The 15,373-nt window shown below is 67.3% G+C and carries 11 protein-coding genes; 3 read left to right on the top strand and 8 right to left on the bottom strand.

The window, feature by feature from the left end:
• The 8 genes from WJU17_RS07585 to WJU17_RS07620 form a co-directional block, all read right to left on the bottom strand.
• On the bottom strand, nucleotides 1-747 hold the full coding sequence (locus WJU17_RS07585; protein ID WP_346326723.1) for a TIGR02281 family clan AA aspartic protease: 747 nt from the start codon (nucleotides 745-747) through the stop codon (nucleotides 1-3).
• 1 nt (nucleotide 748) lies between these two features.
• Complete coding sequence (locus tag WJU17_RS07590) at nucleotides 749-2,713, bottom strand: PQQ-binding-like beta-propeller repeat protein (RefSeq protein ID WP_346326724.1); 1,965 nt, start codon at nucleotides 2,711-2,713, stop codon at nucleotides 749-751.
• Between the two features lie 5 nt (nucleotides 2,714-2,718).
• Entirely contained in the window at nucleotides 2,719-4,593 is a 1,875-nt protein-coding gene (locus WJU17_RS07595; RefSeq protein ID WP_346326725.1) for a PQQ-binding-like beta-propeller repeat protein, read from the bottom strand.
• 85 nt (nucleotides 4,594-4,678) lie between these two features.
• Complete coding sequence (locus WJU17_RS07600) at nucleotides 4,679-6,823, bottom strand: molybdopterin cofactor-binding domain-containing protein (protein WP_346326726.1); 2,145 nt, start codon at nucleotides 6,821-6,823, stop codon at nucleotides 4,679-4,681.
• Between the two features lie 10 nt (nucleotides 6,824-6,833).
• Nucleotides 6,834-7,286, bottom strand: a complete 453-nt coding sequence (locus WJU17_RS07605; protein WP_346326727.1) for a (2Fe-2S)-binding protein — start codon at nucleotides 7,284-7,286, stop codon at nucleotides 6,834-6,836.
• 99 nt (nucleotides 7,287-7,385) lie between these two features.
• Complete coding sequence (locus tag WJU17_RS07610) at nucleotides 7,386-9,341, bottom strand: prolyl oligopeptidase family serine peptidase (protein WP_346326728.1); 1,956 nt, start codon at nucleotides 9,339-9,341, stop codon at nucleotides 7,386-7,388.
• A gap of 10 nt (nucleotides 9,342-9,351) precedes the next feature.
• Nucleotides 9,352-10,140, bottom strand: coding sequence for an SDR family oxidoreductase (locus WJU17_RS07615; RefSeq protein WP_346326729.1), 789 nt, complete (start codon nucleotides 10,138-10,140; stop codon nucleotides 9,352-9,354).
• Entirely contained in the window at nucleotides 10,141-10,458 is a 318-nt protein-coding gene (locus tag WJU17_RS07620) for a hypothetical protein (protein WP_346326730.1), read from the bottom strand. It abuts the gene before it with no gap.
• 140 nt (nucleotides 10,459-10,598) lie between these two features.
• Between WJU17_RS07620 and WJU17_RS07625 the strand changes: the two genes are divergently transcribed.
• Genes WJU17_RS07625 through WJU17_RS07635 form a run of 3 tightly spaced genes read left to right on the top strand, consistent with a single transcriptional unit; the run spans nucleotide 10,599 to nucleotide 15,371 of the window.
• On the top strand, nucleotides 10,599-11,201 hold the full coding sequence (locus tag WJU17_RS07625; RefSeq protein ID WP_346326731.1) for a TetR/AcrR family transcriptional regulator: 603 nt from the start codon (nucleotides 10,599-10,601) through the stop codon (nucleotides 11,199-11,201).
• A complete protein-coding gene (locus tag WJU17_RS07630; protein ID WP_346326732.1) occupies nucleotides 11,198-12,283 on the top strand; it encodes an efflux RND transporter periplasmic adaptor subunit in 1,086 nt (361 codons plus the stop codon). Before WJU17_RS07625 ends, WJU17_RS07630 begins: the two co-directional genes overlap by 4 nt.
• Entirely contained in the window at nucleotides 12,270-15,371 is a 3,102-nt protein-coding gene (locus tag WJU17_RS07635) for an efflux RND transporter permease subunit (protein ID WP_346326733.1), read from the top strand. Before WJU17_RS07630 ends, WJU17_RS07635 begins: the two co-directional genes overlap by 14 nt.
• Nucleotides 15,372-15,373 lie beyond the last annotated feature (2 nt).

A 15,373-nucleotide genomic window follows, 5' to 3' on the forward strand; every position in this document is an offset into this window, starting at 1 on the left:
TCATTGCCGCAGGGTCAGGCGGTCGCCGGTCACCTGATAGCCGGACAGACGGTTGAGGAAACTCATGCCGAGCAGCGAGACGCCCATGTCGCCCTCGGCGACGGAGGCGGCCACGTTGCGCACGTCGATGGGGCCGATGGCGACGCTGTCCAGCGTCACCGGCGCGCCGCGCATGGTGCCGTTGGCGGTCTGGTAGATGCGGGTAAACTCGCGCTCAGACGGCGAAAGGCCCAGTCTGTCGGCATCCTTGCGCGACAGGGCGATGTCACTGGCGCCGGTATCGACCATGAACAGGATCTCCTTCCCCTCCACTTCGACCTGCGCGTAGAAATGCCCGTCGGACTGGGCAAAAAGCGTCACCTCGCGGGTGCCGTCGGTGGTGGTGTTCGCGACACCGCGGGCCGGCGCCAGATTGCCCGTCACCCGATCGCGCGCCATGCCGAATTCGTGCCGAAACGAGTAGAGCAGCGCCAGGCTGGCGACGATGGCCATCCAGATCGCGACGTGGCGCAACGTGCGGCCCGGGTTGGCCCGGAACACGCCCGCCATGCTGACGCCGACGACCGACAACAGCAAGAGTAGATAGACCAGTCTAGGCCATTCGAAGGTGACGCCGGGAGCGTCGGGGAACGCGACGAGCAGGGCGACGACGATGCCGACGATCCCGAGCAGGAAGATGACGGCCCAGAAGCAGCCGCCCTGCCCGCCGGGCTCATCGCCGTCGGGATCGTATCGATAGTCCGCCATTCTAGTCCTTGCCGAAAACCAGCATCACATTACCGGGCATATGGAAATATAGACCATAGCCCGAGTTGGCGAACAGCATTCCATTCGCCGTGACCGGTCCGGAGGAGCCGCCGAACGACCCGCCATGGGCCTGCTCGCCCGAGACGGTGATCACCGGGGGCGCGGTGTCATGCTGCCAGACGATCTCGCCCGTCCGACTGTCATGAATACGCAGCACGCCATCCATGGAGCCAGCCAGCACGATGCCCGGCGCGGCGGTGACGGCCTGCGAGATGCCGGCATGGCAGAATTCGCGTCCCGCGCAGCCGGCGCCGGTGTAAGGCTGCTTCCAGGCGAATTCACCAGTCTTCATGTCGAGGGCGAACAGGCCGGGCCGTCCCTCTTCCTTGTAGGTCCGCCCGTCCGGCGCATCGTTGATGCCGACGAACAGGAGGTCGCCTTCCGCCGCCATGCCGAAGTGCACGCCGCCCTGAATGGCGCCGCGCCCGACCTGGTTCTGCCAGACGACTTTCCCGGTCGCCGGATCCAGCGCATGGACCTCGCCGGACTTCTGGCCGCCGACCACGAGGTCGCGCCCGTCGCTCAGCGTGACCAGCATGGTGGCCGCGCCGAAGTCGAAATCCGGACCGTTCTCCATGGGGCAGTTATCGTCATTGACCGTGTCGCATGCGCCGTTCCACGCGTCGTTGGCCGTGCCCTGGAACGTCCACTTCACCTTTCCCGTGTCCATATCGAGCGCGAAGATGGCATCGCTGGTCAGGGTGGCGGGCGAGGACAGGTTTTCGGCCGTGCCGAAATAGAGCTGGCGGCGCTTGAGATCGAGCGCCGGGCTGTTCCACACCGCCGCGCCGGACGGGCCATAATTGTCGGTGCCGGAGCGGTTCTTGCCGGTCAGCGCCGGTTCCTGGTCGATGGTGTAGGTCTGCCAGACCTTCTTGCCGTCCGCGGCGTCATAGGCCACGACCGAGCCCCGGAACTTGCAGCATTCATATTTCGGGTCGGTCGGCGGCCCCGTCTCCAGCGAGGAGACCGGCACGTAGAGGCGGCCCTCGTGATAGGAAGGCGAGCCCGTGATGGTGGCGTTGGGATGGTCGTCGGGCCTGTCGCGCCAGATCAGCGTGCCGTCGAGCGCGTTGATCGCATAGACATTGCCGAGAATGTCGCCGAAGAAAGCGCGCGGCCGCGCGGCCTTGTCGCCGCTGGTCCACGGCTCGATGACGATGGCGGTACGCACCTCGCCCGAGGCCTCGAACGTCCAGCGCAGACAGCCGGTCTGCTGGTCGAGCGCGTAGACCTTGCCGTTCTGGGCGCCGACATGCACCGCGCCGCCCGCCAGACTGGGCTGGGAGCGCGCGCGGTTCGCGCCCGGATAGGCGAATGCCCATTTCAGCTTCAACGTGGCGAAATCCGTCTTCGCCAGCGGCTTCGCGGATGCCGGAATCAGACGCGTATTGCTTTCCTGCAGCCCCCAGTTACGCCCCACGGGAGTGTCCGCATAATCAAATACAGACCTGTCCGCATGGCACAACTGTGGCTCCAGCATCTTTACTTCGCCCATGTGCTTGCCGGCGAGATATTCGGCGACTTGCACCTTCTGCTCCTCGCTCAGCCCCGCGGCTTCGTCCTTCATCACGCCGGTCGTCAGCGCCCGCAGGATCGCTTCGGGCGTCATCATGGAGATCATGGATTCGTGGGGCGCCTTGGGCATGCCGCCCTCGTGACAGGCCGCGCAGGTCTCCTTGAAGATGGCCCGGCCCGGCATGGCCTCACGCGCCTTCCGCGCCTCGACCAGCCGCTCCATGCTTTCGCTGGCGCTCCGGTCGACGCTGAAGCCGGGATCGTTCGCCGCCGCCTGCTCGGGCGCGGGCGGCGCGGTATCATCGCCGCACGCCGCGAGACCGGCCGCGATCACCGCCGCCAGGGTAAAACGCCGGGCGGCGCGCAATCCTTCCTGAAGACCGATCATCGCCGCTACTCGGTGCCGAAGACCAGCAGCACGTTGCCGGGCATGTGCCCGTAGATGCCGTAGCCGGAATTCACGTAGAGCCGGCCATCGACCACGATCGGGCCGGAGGCGCCGCCGATCGAGCCGCCATGCGCCTTGGTCCCGGCGATGGAGGTCACCTCGCCCGTGGTGTCGTATTCCCACAGCACCGCGCCCGTGCCGCCATCATGGATGCGCAGCATGCCGTCCATGCCGCCGGCGATGACCATGCCGGGGATGGCGGTGACCGCGCCTGAGATACCGCGCTCGCAGAACTTTCGGCCGTTGCACACGTCCACGGCGGGCGACTTCCACACATACTCGCCGGTCTTCATGTCGAGGCCATAGAGGCCAGGGCGGCGTTCCTCGGGGTAGGTCCGGCCGTCCTCGCCATCGCTGATGGGCACGTAAAGCGTGTCGCCATCGGCGGCCATGCCGAAATGGATGCCGCCCTGAATTCCGCCCCTGCCGACCTTCTGGTTCCACACCAGCTTGCCCGTATCGGGATCGAGCGCCCAGACCATGCCGGATTTCTGACCGCCCAGCACCAGATCGCGACCGTCGCTCAGCGAGGCCACCATGGTCGCGGCGCCAAAGTCGAAATCGGGACCGTCTTCCTTGGGACAATTGTCGGGCGTCTTGGAATCGCACGACACGTTCCACGCATCGTTGGGCGTCGCCTGGAACGACCAGTTCACCTTGCCGGACTTCAGATCGATGGCGATGATCGCGTCGCTGGTCAGCGTGGCCGGCGACGAATAGTTCTCGCCCGTGCCGACATAGAGCTGCCCGCGCTTGGCGTCGATGGCCGGGCTGTTCCAGATCGGCGCGCCCGATGGGCCATACATGTCCGTTCCCGACGGATTCTTGCCGGTCACGGCGGCCGGCGTATCGATGGTGAAGGTCTGCCAGACACGGCGTCCCGTCGCGGCCTCGTAGGCCACGACCGAGCCGCGGAACTTGCAGCATTCGAATTTGGGATCGACGGCCGGAGAGACCTCGAGCGAGGACACCGGAACGTAAAGCATGCCGTCATGGAGCGAGGGCGAGCCGGTAATGGTCGCATTCTGATGCTCGTCGGCCCGGTCGCGCCACAGCTCCTGGCCGCTGAAGGCATCGACGGCATACACATTGCCGAGAAGATCGCCGAAATACAGGGCCGGCTTGGCGGCAGGATCGCCCGCCTGCCACGGGGTGACCGCGATGCCGGTCCGCACTTCCGCCGATGCGTGGAACGTCCAGCGCACACAGCCGGTGGCCTGATCGAGAGCGAAGACGCTGCCGTCGTGGCTGCCGACGAAGATGGCGCCCGCCGCGATGGTGGGCTGCGACCGGGCGCGCACCGCGTCCGGATAAGCAAAGGCCCAGAGCAGCTTCAGCTTGGGTGCCTGCTCCTTGGAGAGGCGCGCGGTCGCGGCATCGATGATGCGGGTATTGTTCGCGCGCAGCCCCCAGTTCACCGTACCAGGCGGCGCATCGCGGTCGAACGCGGCGGTGTCGCCCGTGCACTGGGGCAGCTTGGCCGCCGTGCTTTCGCCGAAATCATGGCCGGACAGATACCGGGCAACGTCACGCTTTTGAGTATCACTGAGGCTCGCCGCCTCGTCCTGCATGACGCCGATGGTCAGCGCCCGGTAGATGGACTCCGGCGACATGATTTGCAGCATGGAGAAATGGGGCGCCTTGGGGACCTGGCCTTCATGGCAGGTGACACAGAGCGATGCGTAGACAGCCTTGCCTGGTGGATCAGCCTGCGCGGCGACGGCCGGTGCCTTTTCCGCCTCGTCCGTCTTGGTCGAATCGCCGCACGCCGCGAGCAGGCACAGCAGGGCGCCGGCCGCAAAAACAGTCTTCCAGGTCATTGAAGTCTCCCCATTCCGCGCGGATCGTGCCACGCGTCATGGGGCTGCGCAAGCACGCGTAAAGGTTACGCGCGGCCTGTTCGACTCAGGCGAAGGCGATACCCTCGTCCATCAGCGGAAGCTTGCGGTAGCGCTTGCCTCCCGCGGCCACGATGGCGTTGGCGAGAGCCGGCGCGAGCGGCGGGACACCGGGCTCGGTGATGCCGCCGATGGGTCCGTTTTCGATGATGTGCACGGAAACCGGGGGCACGTGCTGCATCAGGGCCATCTTGTAGGTGTCAAAATCGCGCTGCACGGTGGCGCCGTCCTTGATGTCGATCCGTCCGTACATGGCCGCGGTCAGCGCGAACACCATGGCGCCCTCGATCTGGGCTTCGATGCCCTTGGGGTTGATGGCCGTGCCGCAATCGACGGCCGCCGTCATCTTGAGGAGCCTGACCGTCGTCGGCGACGGCATTTCCAGTTCCACGACCTGGGCGCAGATCGATCCGAAACTCTCGTGAATGGCGATGCCACGGCCACGGCCCGCGGGCAGCGGCGTGCCCCAGCCGGCTTCCTTGGCCGCGCGTTCCAGAACCGCGAGATGCCGCGGATAGCCGCGCATGATGCCACGGCGCATCACGAGAGGATCGACCCCGGTTTCGCGCGCGATCTCGTCGAGGAAGCTCTCGATGAAGAAGGCGTTATAGCTGTGCGGGACGGAGCGCCAGAAACCGAGCGGCACGCCGGCGGACGGCATCGCGTATTCCAGCTTCTGACTGGGAATGTCATAGCGAAGGACATCGGCGCCAAACACGGAAATGGGATCGATCCCGTTCCGGACGCGGGTGGGTGTGAGCTGCTCGGCGATGGATGGAACGACCAGTCTGTTTTCCCAGTTCAACGGCGCGCCCGCCTCGTTGACGGCGGCGGTCAACTTGCTGACGGCGCAGGGGCGCATCATGCCCTGGGTCATGTCTTCCTGCCGGGTCCAGATGATCTTCACCGGACGTCCCACCGCTTTCGACGCGACGATGGCGGGCCGGATGAAACCCATGCCGATCCGCCGGCCGAAACCGCCCCCCATATAGGGGACGTGCACATTCACATTTTCCGGCCGAACGTTGAACTCCTCGGCGATGGAGTAGCGCTCGCGGCCGGCATTCTGCGTCGGCGCCCACACCTCGATCTTGTCATCATGCACCCATGCGGTGGCATTCATGGGCTCCATGGTGGCATGGTGCAGGAAGGGTACCTGATAGGTCGCGCTGACCGTTTTCTTGGCCGACTTCGAAGCGGCCTTCCCATCGCCGCGATCGACGGCGATGGCGCCAGGCTGCTTCAGCGCGGCGAGCATGGCCGCCTCGATCTTTTCGGACGAATTCTTGGCGTTTGCCCCCGCGGTCCATTCCGGCTTCAACGCCGCGGCGCCCTTCCTGGCGGCCCAGAAGCCCGTGGCGACGACGACGAAATAATCATCCATCGGAATCACGCGGTTCACGCCGCGCACGGCCATGGCGGGAGCAGGATCCAGCGACTTCAGCTTGCCGCCAAAGACCGGCGATTGAACCACGGTCCCGACCAGCATGTTGTCGACGGCGATGTCGATTCCGAAAACCGCCTTTCCCGTCGCATGATCACGCGCGTCGAGCCGGGTGGTCGGCTTGCCGATGAGACGCCGTTCGCTGGCCGGTTTGAGCGCCACGTTCTGCGGCGGCACCAGATTGGCCGCGCCGCGCGCCAGTTCGCCGAAGGTCGCGGACTTGCCATTGGGATGAGAGACGACGCCGTTGCGCGCGATGCATTCGCTGACGGGTACCGCCCACCTGTTCGACGCCGCCTGGAGCATCAACTGACGCGCCGTCGCGCCCGCCTTGGAGAGAGGTTCGAAATTCACCCGTACCGAACGGCTGCCGCCGGTACCCATGGCGGCCGGCTCCATGCCGTTCACCGGAATGGCCGAGGCGTGGACGACCCGGATCTTGTTCCAGTCGGCTTCCAGTTCCTCGGCGACGATCATGGGCAGCGAGGTCTGCACGCCCTGACCCATTTCGGCCTGATGGAGCGTGATGGTGACGACACCGTCGCTGCCGATCTGAACGAAGGTGTTCAGGCGGCCGGGTTCCGCAGGCGCGACCTGCTGGCCAAGGGCATCGAAAACGGGAAGGGAAACGCCGAGGATCAGACCACCGGTCGCGGCGGACGCGCCCTTGATGAAACCACGCCGCGAGACGTTGAAGACTTCAGTCATGCGGACTCTCCTAACCCTGGCCCGAGGCGCGTTTGATCGCGGCCTTGATGCGGTTGTAGGTGCCGCAGCGGCAGATGTTGCTCATGGCCTTATCGATATCGGCGTCGCTTGGCTTGGCGCCTTTGGCGACCAGCGCCGCCGCCGTCATGATCTGGCCGCTTTGACAGTAGCCGCACTGGGACACGTCCTGCTCGATCCACGCGGTCTGCAGGGGATGGAGCGCCGAGGCCCCGAGACCCTCGATGGTCACGATCTCGCGCTCGCCCGCTTCCTGAACCGATACGGCGCAACTGCGCGTGACGCTGCCGCCAAGGTGAATGGTGCAGGCGCCGCAGGTGGCCACGTCACAGCCGTACTTGGTGCCCGTCAAGCCCAGCGCCTCGCGCAGCACCCAGAGCAGCGGCGTATCGCCATCCACATCCACGTTGTGTTGCGTGCCGTTGACCTTGATCGAAAATGCCATGGAGTATCCCCGCCCTACCCGCGAACCCTGTGCGTCTCGATGCCATAGTTAGTGTTATTTATCGGCCGCGCCAACAGCCGGTTGTATTTTGGCGTCGGATTATTGCCGGCTGACCCGCCCGCCCAGGTGGCGTGCCAGGAACTGCTCCATGCGCGCCGCCACGACCATGAACTGGGCGGGAGACGTGAGGCCGTGTCCCTGATCCGGCAACCAGAGGGTTTCGACCGGCCGACCCAGCGCCTGAAGCCGCGAGGCCATGCGCTCGCCCTGGTCGAAGGGCACCCGGTCGTCATCCTGCGCATGGACGATCAGCACCGGATCGACGATCTTCTCGGCCTGCAGCAGCGGCGAGCGGCTGTTCATGTCGACGACCGCCTCGGGCCAGTCCGGATTCCCGGCGAAGGCGGTCCAGATGCTGACCATGGGCGAGAGCCAGGCGACGAGGCCGGCCAAATCCGATGGCCCGTTGACAGACACGCCGGCCACGAAGCGGTCGGGCGACTGGGCCAGACCGACCAGCGCGGCCCATCCGCCATAGGACGCACCGCCGATCGCCACATGATCCGGATCGACCATGCCCTGAGCGATGGCCCAATCGAGGGCATCGATCAGATCGGTGTGCATCTTGCGGCCGAACTCGCCCCTGGCCGCGCCCAGAAACGCCTTGCCGTAACCGGTCGAGCCCCGATAGTTGACGTCGATCACCACATAACCACGGTTGGCCAGGAACTGGACCATGGGATCGAACGCCCAGTAACTGCGCGCGAACGGGCCGCCGTGAACCCAAACGACAGCGGGAAGACGGCGCCCCTCGCCGCCGCGGGGCACGGTTACATAGCCATGCAGCATGAGGCCGTCGCGGGCACGGACGCTGAACGGCTCGGTGGGCGCGAAGCGGCGATCGCTCCGACCGCGCGGATCATCCTGCACCATGCGCTTGCGGCCGTTGTCCCGGTCCACCAACCAGGTTTCCGACCGGCCCTGATCGGACACCACCCGGACGACCAGCCGCCGTGCGTTGGCATCCAGATCCTCGATCGACACGACGGCGCGGGGATCGTCGCCGGCCAGTCCGGCCAGCGCGGTATCGAGCACCGTATCGAAATAGTGGGCGGTGCGGCGGCCGGGATAGGCCTCGGCGACCAGCGGACGGTTTTCCGGCCCGGTCCGCCAGACCCATTCCACGTCCGCATCCGGATCGGCATGCACCACCTGCTCGGCGCCATCGGCGAGCGAGAAGCGGACCAGCGCCACCTTGTCGCGGCCCCGGTTCGACAGGGCCAGGACGCTGCCGTCGATGACGCGGTTGCCGATGAACTGAAAGGTCTCGTCCACGGCCACGTCGGCGAGATGGACCCAGTCCTCGCCGCGCAGCACGTCGATCTCGCCGCCGCCGGAGCGGACGCGCCTGGTGCGGGCAAATAGTCCCGCATCGCGCAGGGCGTGCCAGTCGATGACGTCGCCCGGGTTGCGCGCGATCCGGACCTCGTCGCCGGTGCGCAGATTGCGGCGATAGACATCCATCAGGTCGCCATTGCGCCTGTTGTCGCTGATCAGGATGTCGTCACCCCAGTACTGCTCGATCTCGGTGGTGATTTCCTCGTCGGCGAGCGGCAGCGGCACGGCCGCGGGGTCCTCGAGTTTCAGATAATATGTCCGGAAATGCTCGTTGCCGATGGGATCGACGTCGAGGAACAGGGTGTCGAGACCCGGTCCCCAGCTCAGCTCGTCCGGCTGCATGGGCAGTTCGATGACACGGCGTGCGCCACCGGGCAGGCTCTCGATCACCAGCCGCGCGGTGCCCGCGGCGCGCGGCTCGAGCCAGGCCAGGCGATCGCCGGCATCCGACAGGCGCCATGCATAGGCCTGATGCCGTTCGCCGAACAGCTCGCGCCGGCTGACGATCGGCGCCAGGGGGGCGTCGATCAATGCCGGGTGAGAGGGCTTCGTGGCGATGTTGGGGTCGTCCTGGGAGCAGCCCGCCAGCAGGGCCGCCGCGAGCGCGGCGATCAGCCAGCGCCGCGTTCCCGTTATCAGGCCGCCCCCCGCCCCCAATGACGGCGCCTTAGCGTTGCGGCATGCGCGCCGCCTGCCCCAGATGGGTGCCGGCGTCCACCAGCAGGGTTTCGCCCGTGGTGTGGCGTGCGCTGAGCGCGAAGTAGATGACCGGCTCGGCGACCTCGACGGGCGTGCTCGCCGCCTTCAGCGGGTTGCTGCGCGCGACGGCATCCTTCATGGCGTCGAACTTTTCCGCGCCCAGGCCGGTCCGCAGCCAGCGGGTGTCGATGAACCCCGGGCAGACCGTGTTGACGCGGATTTCCGGACCAAGCGCACGGGCGAGCGACATGGTCATGTTGTTCAGCGCGCCCTTGGACGCCGCGTAGGCGATGGAACTGCCGACGCCGCGCACGCCCGCGAGCGACGAGATCATCACCACCGAACCGGCGCCCTGACTTTTCATGGCGGGCGCGACCGCGCGCGTCATCTGATAGGGGCCGATGACGTTCACGGCATAGATGCGCTGGAAATCCTCGGCGGTCAGGCCTTCCAGATCGTCATGGGCGACGAACTTGGAGGTCCCGGCATTGTTCACCAGCACATCGATCCGGCCCCACTTGTCGAGCGCGGCCTGCGCCATGCGGCGGCAGTCCTCGTCGCGGGACACATCGGCCTGCACCAGCAGCGTCTCGACACCCAGCGCCGCGCACGCCGCCTCGCTCTCGCGGGCCTCGGCCTCGCTCTTGGTGTAGTTGATGACGACGTTGCAGCCACGCTCCGCCAGCTGACGCGCCACTTCCGCGCCAACGCCCGTCGCCGAGCCCGTCACGATGGCGACCTTGCCCTTCGCGTCCATTCAAACCCCTTCCCTGGCCCGCTTCAGCGCGGGTCCAATCCTGTTCAGATTGAGCAACAGGTAAACGGCCGCGACCAGATTACCCACGAAAAACAGTGGAATGATCCACAGCGCCGCCCGCACCGGGGACCGCTCCAGAAGAGCGATCATCACGGCGAGGAGCACGAAGCCCAGATACAGGTCCGCCATCGCCAACGCGACCCACGGATCGGCGGTGAACGCCGCCCAGTCGACCGGCACGCCGGTGGAAAACGACCATGCCGTGATGCCGAGGAATACGACGGCACCGATGGCCACGATGATCTTGGCGACCCCCATCTTCCGATCTCCCCTGTGGTGCCAGTCTAGGCACAGTAGGCAGCGCGGTAAATCGGATTAAAGTCGCCGATGACGGTCCGCCATTGACAGGCGCCCGCGTCTGGCGCAGCGTGGCTAACGAACGTTAGTTAGGTGGGTGCATGATAATATCGACCGCGGCCGACTTTTCCACCCGCGAGCGGGTCGCCGCGATGGCGGCGACGCTGTTCGCCGAGCGCGGTTTCGCCGGCGTGTCCATGCGCGACATCGCGCTGGCGGTGGGGATGAAGGCGGCCAGCCTCTACAATCACTTCGCCGACAAGGAGACGCTGTACGGCGCGGCGCTGGCCCATGCCTTCACCGGGCGCGTGCGCATCATCGACGAGGCGCTCAACGCCGCCGGCGCGCCGCGCGAAAGACTGCGGGCCATGGTCATGGCGCTGGTCCAAGCGACGGCGGGCGATCCCGATGCCGCGCGCCTGCTGCAGCGCGAGCTGCTCGATGCCGGGCCCGGCCGGCTGGAGCGCCTGACTCGGGACCTGTTCAGGGCGCCGTTCGACCGGATGACGGCGCTGCTGTCCGAGCTGGCGCCGGGCACCGATGGCGCGCGGATCGCGATCTATCTGATCGCGCTGGTCCAGGGCCTGTTCATGCTGTCGCCGCTGCTGCCCTTCCTGGACGACTCGCTGCCGACCGACACGGCGCATTTCAGCGACGGGCTGGTCGAGGAACTGGTGACGCGGCTCGGCGGGGCCGTGACGTGATCGCGCGCGCGCGCCTTTGCCTCGTGCTGCTGCTGGCCGCGTGCGGCGACGGCAACTCGGTCACGCCCGACGCGCCGATCCCGCCGGTGGCCATCGGCACGGTAACCGCACGCACCGCCGAGGTGAGTGACCCGATCCTGGCGACGGGTGAAGTCCACGCCGACAAGATCACCGAAATCAAGCCGCGGGTCGACGGCATCATCGACACCGTGTTCGTCGATGTGGGCGACCGGGTGAAGGCCGGCCAGCCGCTGTTCCGGACGCGCCAGGCCGATTACCGCAACAGCCTGGCGGAGCGGGAACAGGCGCTGGCGCTGGCCGAGGCGGAACGCCGGCAGGCGGCGGGCGATCTGGAGCGGGCGACGGCGTTGCGCGCCAAGGGCGTGGTCTCGCAGGGGCGCATGGACGAGATGCAGGCGCGGCACGACACGGCGCGGGCCCGGCTCGGCATGGCGCAGGCCAGCCTGAGCCAGGCGCGGCAGGACCTCGCCGACGCGACGGTCGCCGCGCCCTATGACGCCATCGTCACCGCGCGCTATGTCGACGAGGGCACCATGATCCAGGTCGCCACGTCGAACACGCCGGTGCTGGAGATCGCCAAGCTGGACGTGGTCGAGATCATCGCCCAGGTCGCGGCGATCCACCTGCCGCGGCTGCGTCCAGACACGCGGGTGACGCTCTCGGTGGAAGGCGTCGCCGCGCCGGTCGAGGCGAGGCTGGGTGTCATCAACGACAAGGTGGACGCCCGCACGCGCGGCGTCGAAATCCGGCTGCGGCTGCCCAATCCCGACCTGGCGATGAAGCCGGGGCTGTTCGCCAAGCTGACGCTGCACCCGGTCCCGCGCCAGGCGACGGTGATCGACCGCGCGGCGATGCTGGGCAGCAATACGGATCCTTACGTGTTCGTGCCCTCGGCCAATGTGGCGCGCCGGCTCGGGCTGCGCGTCCGGGACGTGGATGCCGGCCTGGTCGAGGTGCTCGACGGCCTCGAGCCCGGCGACGTCGCCCTGGCGGGACCGAATTTGCCGGACATCAGGGAGGGCGCGGCCATCGCCGTCAGGGCCGATCATGGGGCTCGCTGATTTCTGCATCCGCCGCCCGGTCTTCGCGGTCATGCTGATCGCGGGCCTGGTGGCGCTGGGCTGGCTGTCCATCGGACGGGTCGGGATCGACCTGTTCCCTCGCGTCGAGTATCCGTTCATCGCCGTGTCCACCGTGCTGGAGGGCGCGACGCCGGAGACGGTCGAGACGGAAGTCACCGATGCGCTGGAAGAAAAGCTCAACACCATCTCGGGCATCAAGACGCTGCGCTCGGTCAGCTCGGAAGGCCTGAGCCAGATCTTCCTCGAGTTCGAGCTGAACGAGAACGTCGACGTCAAGAGCCAGGAGGTGCGCGACCGGATCGCGCTGGCGCGCGCCGACATTCCCGTCGAGGCGGAGCCGCCCGTGGTGGAAAAGGTCGACCCGGATTCCGAGCCGATCATGTCGGTGCTGGTCGCGGGTGATTTTCCCGTGCGCGACCTGACGACCTATGCCGACGACGTGGTGAAGGAGGCGCTGCAGCGCATTCCCGGCGTCGGCTCGGTGGAGCTGGTCGGCGGCCGCGAGCGCGAGGTGCGGATCTGGCTGGACGCCGACAGGCTGCGCGGCTTCGGCGTGTCGGCGCAGCAGGTGCTGGCGGCGATCGGCGCGGAGCACGCCGAAATTCCCGGTGGCCGGCTCGAAGCGGGCGGCGGCACGCGGGAATTCTCGGTCAAGACCAAGGGCGAGGTGGAATCGGTCGCCGCGTTCGGCGACATCGTCGTCGCCTTCCGGGACGGCGCGCCGACATGGCTGCGCGACGTCGCCCGGATCGAGGACGGCGTCGAGGACGAGCGCACCTATGCCGAACTGGGCGGCAAGCGCGGCGTCTCGCTCGATATCCGGCGCCAGTCCGGCAAGAACACGGTCGCCGTGGCCAGCGAGGTGCGCGCGGCGCTGGCGGCGCTGGAGCGCGACGCGCCGGCGGGCTTGGAACTGGTGGTCGCCAAGGACGTGGCCAGGTTCATCGAATCCTCGATCCGCGACGTCAGTTTCGACATGGTGCTGGGCGGGTTTCTCGCCGCCATGATCACCTTCATCTTCCTGCTCGACAGCCGCAGCACGCTGATCGTCGCGGTCGCCATTCCCACATCGGTGGTCGCGACCTTCTTCGCGTTCTACGTGGCCGGCTTCACCGTCAACATGCTGACGATGATGGCGCTGTCCGTGTCGGTCGGCCTGCTGGTCGACGACGCCATCGTCGTGGTCGAGAGCATTCACCGCTACATCCAGGCGGGCGAGCCGCCCTTGCAGGCCGCCTCGAAAGGCGTGCGGCGCGTCGGCGCGGCGGTGCTGGCCGGCACACTCACCATCGTCGCGGTGTTCGTGCCGATCGCGTTCATGGAAGGGCTGGTCGGCGCCTTCTTCTTCCAGTACGGCCTGAGCGTGTCGTTCGCGGTCATGGTGTCGTGGCTGATTTCCATGACGCTGACGCCCATGCTGGCGTCGCGTTTCCTGACCAAGCACGAGGCGCACGGGCCGGTGCTGCGGCGGCTCGAAGGCTTTCACACGGCCATGGAGGCGCATTACCGGCAGGCGCTGGCCGCGACGCTGCGGCGGCGATGGGTCGCCATGGTGGCGCTGGTGGCGGCGATCTATCTGGGCGTCACCGTCGCCGCCCTGGTGCCGAACGAGTTCATGCCGCGCACGGACCGGAGCGAGTTCACCGCGCTGGTCCAGCTGCCGCTGGGCACGGGCATCGAGGAGACCAAGCAGGTCGCCGGCGGCATCGCCCGCGAGATCGAAACCATTGGCGGCGTCACGTCGGTGTTCGTCACGGTCGGCGCGGGCGTCCAGAACAAGGTCAACGAGGCCAGCTACTACATCGCCCTCGCGCCGAAGGCGGACCGTGACGACGGCCAGTTCGCCATCATGGACAAGGTACGCGCGGTGCTCGACCGGCACGGCGCGGCGCTGAAATCGTACAAGCTGCTGGAAATTCCCTGGGTCTCGGGCGGCGCGGGCAGCGCACCGCCGGTCGAGCAGCTGTTCCAGGGCCGCGACCTGAGGGAACTGGACCGGCTGAGCCAGGATCTGGCGGCGAAAATGCGGCCGCTGCCCGCCTTCCAGGACGTGAAGACTTCGTTCGAGACCGGCAAGCCCGAGCTGCAGATTCATGTGGACCGGCAGCGGGCGGCCGATCTGGGCGTCTCGGTCGACCGGCTGGCCGGCACCGTGCGCGCGCTGGTCGGCGGAATCGACGCCGGCACTTATCAGGAGGGCGGCGAGCGCCATGACGTACGGATCCGGCTCGAGGAAGGCCAGCGCGACGATCTCGACCGGCTCAGCATGCTGCAGATCCCCAACACGCGCGGGGACCTGGTCGACATCGACAACGTCGCCACTCTCGCCATCGGCCTTGGCCCTGTGGAGATCACCCGCATGGATCGCAGCCGGATGGTGGCCGTGACCGCCGCCAACAGCTCCAGCGTCACCCTGGGGCAGGCCGATGCCGAGCTGCACCGGCTCGTGTCGGGCATGACCGTGCCGCCGGGATATACGGCTCGGACGGAAGGCATGGCCAAGACCATGAAGGAATCGACGGCCGCCGTCGGCTTTGCGTTCGGGATGGCGCTGCTGGTGATCTACATGGTGCTCGCCAGCCAGTTCAACAGCTTCACCCAGCCGGCGATCATGATGCTGTGCGCGCCGCTCGCCTTCATCGGCGCGTTTCTCGGCATCTGGCTGGAAGGCAGCGGCCTCAGCCTGTTCGCCCAGATCGGCCTCGTCGTCCTGATGGGGCTGGTGATGAAGAACGGCATCCTGCTGGTGGAGTACGCCAACCAGTTCCGCGAGGAACATGGCATGGACGCGAGAACCGCCATGCTGGAGGCCGCGCCGCTGCGCCTGCGGCCGATCCTGATGACGGCGCTCGCCGCCATCTTCGGCATGATTCCCATCGCCCTCGCCACGTCCGACGGGGCGGAATGGCGGCGGCCCATGGGCGTGCTGGTCATCGGCGGCCTGCTGTCGTCGACCTTCCTGACCCTGCTGATCGTGCCCGTCGCCTATACGCTGATGGCGGACGCCGGTGGGCTCATGCGGCGCATGACGGCGCGGCTGCGCGGGCGGCGGGCACCGGCCGAATAGCA

The organism is Iodidimonas sp. SYSU 1G8 (assembly GCF_039655775.1).
In the GTDB taxonomy this organism is placed as follows: domain Bacteria; phylum Pseudomonadota; class Alphaproteobacteria; order SMXS01; family SMXS01; genus RI-34.